Annotated in this window: 6 protein-coding genes; 1 reads left to right on the top strand and 5 read right to left on the bottom strand. The window is 55.4% G+C overall.

Annotated elements, in window-relative coordinates; genetic code table 11:
• Positions 1-530: 530 nt before the first annotated feature.
• Positions 531-1,724 carry an RHS repeat-associated core domain-containing protein gene (locus tag WCK51_15415; protein ID MEI7578276.1) on the bottom strand — a complete coding sequence of 398 codons (1,194 nt, stop codon included), beginning with the start codon at positions 1,722-1,724 and terminating at the stop codon, positions 531-533.
• Between the two features lie 901 nt (positions 1,725-2,625).
• Here WCK51_15415 and WCK51_15410 point away from each other — a divergent pair.
• On the top strand, positions 2,626-2,901 hold the full coding sequence (locus WCK51_15410) for a hypothetical protein (GenBank protein MEI7578275.1): 276 nt from the start codon (positions 2,626-2,628) through the stop codon (positions 2,899-2,901).
• Here WCK51_15410 and WCK51_15405 read toward each other — a convergent pair.
• Genes WCK51_15405 through WCK51_15390 form a run of 4 tightly spaced genes read right to left on the bottom strand, consistent with a single transcriptional unit; the run spans position 2,873 to position 6,685 of the window.
• Entirely contained in the window at positions 2,873-4,141 is a 1,269-nt protein-coding gene (locus tag WCK51_15405; protein MEI7578274.1) for a folylpolyglutamate synthase/dihydrofolate synthase family protein, read from the bottom strand. The genes WCK51_15410 and WCK51_15405 overlap by 29 nt on opposite strands.
• A complete protein-coding gene (locus WCK51_15400) occupies positions 4,138-4,359 on the bottom strand; it encodes a hypothetical protein (protein MEI7578273.1) in 222 nt (73 codons plus the stop codon). Before WCK51_15400 ends, WCK51_15405 begins: the two co-directional genes overlap by 4 nt.
• The gene (gene mnmG, locus WCK51_15395; protein ID MEI7578272.1) at positions 4,356-6,239 is read right to left on the bottom strand and encodes a tRNA uridine-5-carboxymethylaminomethyl(34) synthesis enzyme MnmG; all 1,884 of its coding nucleotides are present in this window, start codon (positions 6,237-6,239) and stop codon (positions 4,356-4,358) included. Before mnmG ends, WCK51_15400 begins: the two co-directional genes overlap by 4 nt.
• Complete coding sequence (locus WCK51_15390; protein ID MEI7578271.1) at positions 6,236-6,685, bottom strand: GAF domain-containing protein; 450 nt, start codon at positions 6,683-6,685, stop codon at positions 6,236-6,238. Before WCK51_15390 ends, mnmG begins: the two co-directional genes overlap by 4 nt.
• Between the last annotated feature and the right edge of the window lie 24 nt (positions 6,686-6,709).

Raw genomic sequence — 6,709 nt, 5'->3', positions numbered from 1 at the left:
CAAGTGGCTCGTCGCATCCTCTTCTGCTTGCCCCGCCCACGCAAGGGGCTCGTCGTCTTGCTCGTCATTTGGTTTGCAAGGTTGTAGGTGTACGACTCGAACCGGATCATTGTAGATGGTGACGGGTTGTAGAGTCCCACCGAGATGAGGCGGTTGGAGCTATTGTACAGATACTCCCCAAGTGGTGGGCGCCTGATATGTCGGATCGAAGGGAGGTTGGGAGACACCCTCCACAGTGCGACTGTGGAGGGATCCAAAAATCTGCCAACTACGTTGGCCCTCGATCTTGCTCGAACGAGCTTCTGTCACCCGACTATTTCCCGGTTAGATGTGTCCGCAGTTTTTCATAGACCCAGCCGGCACCAGCGATGACTGCGAGAAAGATCGGTAAGGCCAGTAATGAAGCTACGATCGAGGCAAGATTCTCCGGGACTTGAGTAGCTGATACGAGAGCAAACACTAAGGTTATCGTGCTCGCTACAAGCAACAAAATAGCCACAAAACGACCGATTTTTCTAAGTGTCGCGCTCTTACTTGATGACAATTGCGCCCCACATGTTTCTGGTGATCATATCAGCTGGAACTTCAATCATGACTTCACCGCCGGTATTTGTTCCGCTTCCAACAATGAAATTCGTTACCGTTGATACGGGCCTCGGCCAGGCATAGATTACGCCGTCTTTGAATCCTTCCTTAATGATTCCCTCAGCGGCGCCGGGGTTTGTGTTGTGAATGGCTCCTACCACTCCTGGTGCGATCTCATCGACAGGCATCAGTTTTGCCATGACCCCGGTAAGGAGCTTTCCACCCACGTAGGACGTAACTCCATCAGTAACACCATCTATTATGGCTTCCGTCGCATCAACCTCACCTTTCTCCAAGTACTGTTCCAAGGCACTACCGATCGCACCTCCGAGTCCCGCTCCAACACCGGCACCAATTGGATTTCCTCCCGAAATAATTCCCCCGATTAGCCCGCCAGCTATAGAGGCGACAATCCTAACAACTCCTAGACCCAAATCATCATAGTTTGTGAGTGGAGCGCTCTCACAATAGACGTACCAGTTCCGGCCATCCTGTGCGGGATCCCGTGTCAAGAACCGTCCGGTGCTTGCATCATAATATCGGTGCCCGAGTAGTTTTAAGCCACTGGCGTCTTCTTGGTAGCCGAAACCTCCGGCGTAGCCGAACGCTCCTTGCCAGGTTCCGGTAGAGGCGACTGCGTTTCCGAAGGCGTCGTATTGCTTGGTAGCGGAGACGGCCTTTGCTGAGTCCGTCTGCATCTCGGCGTTCTTGAGGCCGGAGTGCAGGAAGGTTGTGGTCGTGCCTCTCTTCTCGGATGTGCCGGGAGTGTAGGAGGCGAAGGTATCGCGGATGACAGGAGCGGTTACTCCAATGCCATCTCTGACGTAGTTTGTCGTCACTCCGCCTTCAATCTTGCTGACGCGGGTGTCGAGGCCGTTGTAGGCGTAACTTGCCGTTGTTGCTCCGCTGAGGCTGGTGAGCCGGGACTCCCAGTCGTAGCTGAGGTTCGTGACCGATGAGCCGTTCGTGACGGACGTGGTTCTTCCCGCTGCATCGTATCCGTAGCTCTTGGAGCCAGCGGCTAGCCACGTTCGTGGGCTTGGTAAGCAGAAGTAGTCAGGAGTGGCACTGGTAAGCCCGTCGAGGAACCTCTCGGGGATTCTGAGAATCTGCTTACCAGTGTCCCAACTTGGAATCACCTACGGCTAGCTACGTTCGTGGGCTTGGTAAGCAGAAGTAGTCAGCAGTGGCACTGGTAAGCCCGCTTAGGAACCTCTTGGGGATTCTGAGAATCTGCTTACCAGTGTCCCAACTTGGAATCACCTCCGGCTTAGTAATCTCGCCTCAGCGTCATGTCGCCAGAGTCAAAACACGAGCGCCTGGAGGCGAGGGATGTTCCGGAGCGCCAACAAAACCTCTCAGCAGTGAGACGACCGAGCCATCACCACCCGTCCACCAACCCAAAAGACCAAGATCCGCCCCGCCAAAATTCCACCGAGCGAAGCGAGCCCAAACTTCCAGACCTGCCACCAATCCCGAACCACCACCCAAACGGGGCCGTGGTGGGTGGGAACCGGCGCGATCAGAATGATCGCGCCAACTCAAATCTCAGGTCGACAAACCCCCGATTTCCTAGCCTATAAGTAGATGATCAAATTCTGCAGACTGCGCGCGATACATCCAAATCAAGTCAACGCATCTCACCTGCTCCCGCTGATTCTTGAGCAATGCGATGAACGAAGCTCAGCTCCGACCTCCACTCGCCTACCCAGGCTTACCCCCCGTTTGCCCAAATTTCAAAAGTTTGTTGAACCTGACTACCCATCAAAATGCATCGCAGTTCTCTCATCTACAAGGGCCAAGAGTCCATGACCGAGAGCCAAATCCCTGTCCCCACTTGTCCCCACCAAAATCGAGAAAATCACACGCCGTTGAACCTAAGTCCCCACCAAAACGCGTCGCAGTTCTCTCCCCCACCACAGCGAACCGCCCATCGCGAATAGCGAAAAGCACAATGCCCGAACGATTACCAGTTTCGCTTACCAGCTATACCGTTTACCAGGTGTCAGTCAGCAAGGCATCGGGAACACCAGAAGTGTCATGGTAGATCAGAACGATTTTCGGGGACAGCGGATCGCACGAGCAGAGTTTGCAAGGCGCGGAATAGACATTTCTCGCTCCGACCTATATGTAATGCACGGCGTGCTCTATATGCGCGGCGAAGTCAAGCCGATGCCAAACGCCACCTTTAATGATATGGCAGCCGAAATGGGCCTCGTCACAAAAATCCTTCGTCAGCGCCCAGAGATTCGAGACCTCGTCCTAGAAGTCAAAGTCGCCGGCGTCTCTACCGAGCCGATCGAAGCAGCCGCATAATTTCTCCAACCGCATAAAAACTCCCCGAAACGAGGTACCCCTCCGTATCCTCAGCATGGCCAGCCGCCTCTATGGCGGCTACCGTGCTGTCAAACGTCCTCGTTTTCAGTCCTAGCTGAGCCAGAGTTTCCGAGAGTTCGGTCGGCGTCATTGAACGAGGATTGTCCACCGGAATAACCCAGAACTCCTTCACGAAAGGAGCGATTCGAGGATAGAACTCCTCCGGATCGTGCCCCTGAAGCATCCCCGTAATGCAAATCAGATTCTGCTTCTGATCTTGATGCAACATCGCCGCCAAAACCTTGGCCGAAGGCGGATTGTGCGCCCCATCGAAAACCCACTCGGCTCCGCGACTTTGCAGCCGTTGGTACCGCCCCGGAATCGCCGCTGTCGAGAAACCCTTCTGGACCGCTGCGTGATCACGAACGGCTCCCGCAAGTTCGAGACAGGCGTAAGCAACCGCCGCGTTATGGTGCTGAACCGCCCCGAAAAGGCTCGGTTCCAGCTCAATCTCCGAAGTCGGAGTTTGAACTCGAACCTTCCCGTTAGCCAAGAGTTCGAACCGCACCTCGATACCAAGGCGCCAAATAGAAGCCCCCACTTCAGCGGCCTGTCGCTCAGTCACCTGCAACGGCCCCGGTGCCATCTCGCCAATAACCGCTGGCCGCCCCGGCTTCAAAACGCCCGCCTTTTCAAAAGCAATCTCCTCGACCGTATTTCCGAGAATACTGACGTGATCCAGCCCGATGCTGACAACGGCCGAACAAGCCGGAGTGATGATATTGGTCGCATCAAGCCTCCCTCCGAGTCCGACCTCAAGAGCCACAAACTCGCACCGATTACGCTTCCAGCACTCTAGCCCCAGAGCAGTTTTGAACTCAAACTCCGTAACTCCACCAAATTCAGTCTCGCTTAAACTCTCACCAATCGGCTTCAAGTAGCCAGTAATCTCGGCCATCTCCGCCTCGGAGATGTACTCCCGCCCAAGCTGAACCCGCTCTCTAGGCTCAACCACATAGGGACTGAAAAACGCGCCCGTCGAAAAGCCCTGCTCCACAAGAGCACTCTGAATCATCGCCGTCGTAGAACCCTTCCCGTTGGTCCCCGCAACGTGGATGAACTTCTGGTCTGAAGGCAAAAGCGACGCCCGCCGAGCGAACTCCTCCATTCGGTCCAGCCCCAGCCTCCATCCCCTCGGAGCTAAGCTGGCGATATAGGCGACCGCCTCGTCGTAAGTCATTTCCCGCGCCGAGCTTGCTCCTCATCCATCAGCTTGTTCAGCCAGACAAATCCGCCAACGATAACCGCCAGCACGCCGGCCGCCATCACCAGCTCGCCCGGTCGAACCAGGCGGAGAACCTGACGCCCTTGGGGCGAATACCTGGCAAAAATACCAGTGAGCACGACTAGCCCAACCATCGAACCGTACAGCGTTCCAAAAAGCTTCCAGCCCCTCAAGCCTTCCCACCAACCCTTCCGCGCAAGTAACCAATCAGCAGCGCGATGTCCGTGGGCCGAACTCCAGGAATCCTCGAAGCCTGACCCACAGTTGTCGGTCGGATACGACTCAGCTTCTCCTTGCTCTCAAAGCTCAAACTGTTCACCAACTCGTAGTTCCAATCATTCGGAATCCGAAGCTCGTCCAACTTCTGCGCCTTCTCCGCCATCCGCTTCTGCTGAACGACGTAGCCGCTATAAAGAGCCTGCAGTTCAATCTGGTCTCTCGCCTCGCCAGTTGAGGGAATACCCAGTTCGAGACCCATTTTCGCGGCAATCTCTTCGACCTTCGCAAGACCAATCTCAGGGCGACGCATCAGATCAAAAAGGCTCGTCTTTTGCTTCGAGGCGTTGAGTCCAAGCTCACCAAAAACCACTTCATCGGCGATGGAAACGTAGTTGGATTCCAAAGCAAACAGACCCCTCTGGATCACCTCTTGTTTCGACTCAAATCGCTCCCAACGTTTATCGTCGCATAACCCCACTTCCCGGCTCAGCGGCGTCAATCGTTCATCTGCGTTATCGTGGCGAAGTAGAAGCCGGTGTTCTGCCCTCGCAGTCAGCATCCGATATGGGTCCTCAACTCCCTTCGTGGTTAGGTCATCGACCATCACCCCAATGAAACTCTTCGTCCGCGAGAACTCGACCGGCTCATCCTCTCGCGACCAGCGCGCCGCATTGATCCCAGCAACGATCCCCTGGCCCGCCGCTTCTTCATAGCCGCTTGTGCCGTTGAGTTGCCCTGCCAAGAACAAGCCGGGACACAGCTTGCTCATCAGTTGCGGAGTGAGCTGCAGCGGATCCGCCATGTCGTACTCCACCGCGTACCCAGGGCGAAGCATCACCATATTCTCCAGCCCCTTCATCGTTCTCAGAAGCTCTTCTTGAACCCAAGCCGAAAGCGAAGTCGAAACACCCTGAACGTAAACGTCCTCTCCATTCCATGTCTCTTGCTCAAGAAACACAGGGTGCGAGTCTTTGTCAGCAAACCGAACGATCTTATCCTCGATACTGGGGCAGTAGCGTGGACCGATTCCTTCGATCTGGCCGCTGAACATCGCACTCTCTTGAAGGTTGTTTTGAATGACTTCGTGTGTTCGGATGTTGGTGTGAGTCTGCCAGCAAGGTAGCAATGTGCGTTCGGGGAACGAACGGTCGTGCAGAAAACTCATTGCCCCGGCATCTTCCTCACTCTCCATCACTTCGGTCTTCGAAAAATCAATCGACGACAGCGCAATCCGAGGCGTCGTCCCCGTTTTGAATCGCCTGAGCCGAACTCCCAGCGAAGCCAACGAAGCCGACAATCCCACCGCCGCCGCGTCGCCGTGCCGAGCTGCTACCGTCTGCTTCTTCCCTTCGTGACACAAACCATTTAGAAACGTCCCAGTTGTCAAAACAACCGAACGTGCTTCGATAACCGAACCATCAGTCAATTCGACGCCCTTCGCTCCAAGGTCGGTCCAAAGCACTCGCTCAACCGCCGCCTCAATCACCGTCAGCCCCGCCTGCTTCGCGAAAACATCTTGCATGAGAACCGGATAAAGATCCTTACAAACGTGGGCTCGCAATGTCTGAACCGCTGGTCCCTTCCCTGTCCCAACCCGCCGGATGTGGGTCAGAGCGTAGTCGGTGGTGACTCCCATCTGACCACCAAGCGCATCCACCTCACGAGCAATATGCCCCTTCGCCGGACCACCAATCGAACAGTTACAAGGCAAGTGCCCTATCCGATCTTTTCGCATTGTGATACAAGCCGTATTGAGCCCCAACCGAGCCGAGGCAAGTGCCGCCTCGATCCCCGCATGGCCCGCCCCAACAACAATCACATCAAACCGGTTCAATCCCACCTCTCAGCAAGAATCTCGGCAATTGATTCCAACATGGTCTCGTCAGAAGCATCAAACGCCCCAACCGTATGCCCATCAATATCAATCTGCCCCAGCACCCGGTCCCTGCGACGTATCAAAACCACAATCTCCGACCGGGTCTGAGTCGAACACGCCAGATAGTTGGTGAGCTCCCGAACATCCTCGATCACCTGATTAGCATCTTCCGCGACCGCGGTTCCGCAAACACCTCGTCCGACCGGAATGTGCGTATGATCCGTCTCTGCCCCCACATAGGCGTCCAAAACCAGCATCTCCCCTTCAAGCCGATAGATCCCGCTCCAGTTGTAGGTTTCCAAAGCATCGAGCTGCTGCATCGCGAAGAGCCGCAGATCAAAGCCGGTCAACGCCGAGCCGCGTACCGCGCCGACAATCGCCACCGAAACTTCTTGGGAAACCACCAATCTATTATGAACGCAAGCTCA

It is taken from the genome of Armatimonadota bacterium (assembly GCA_037138755.1).
In the GTDB taxonomy this organism is placed as follows: Bacteria; Armatimonadota; Fimbriimonadia; order Fimbriimonadales; family Fimbriimonadaceae; genus Fimbriimonas.
The sequence above is the reverse complement of the archived record's forward strand: the minus strand, read 5'-3'. Positions and strand labels throughout refer to the sequence as shown.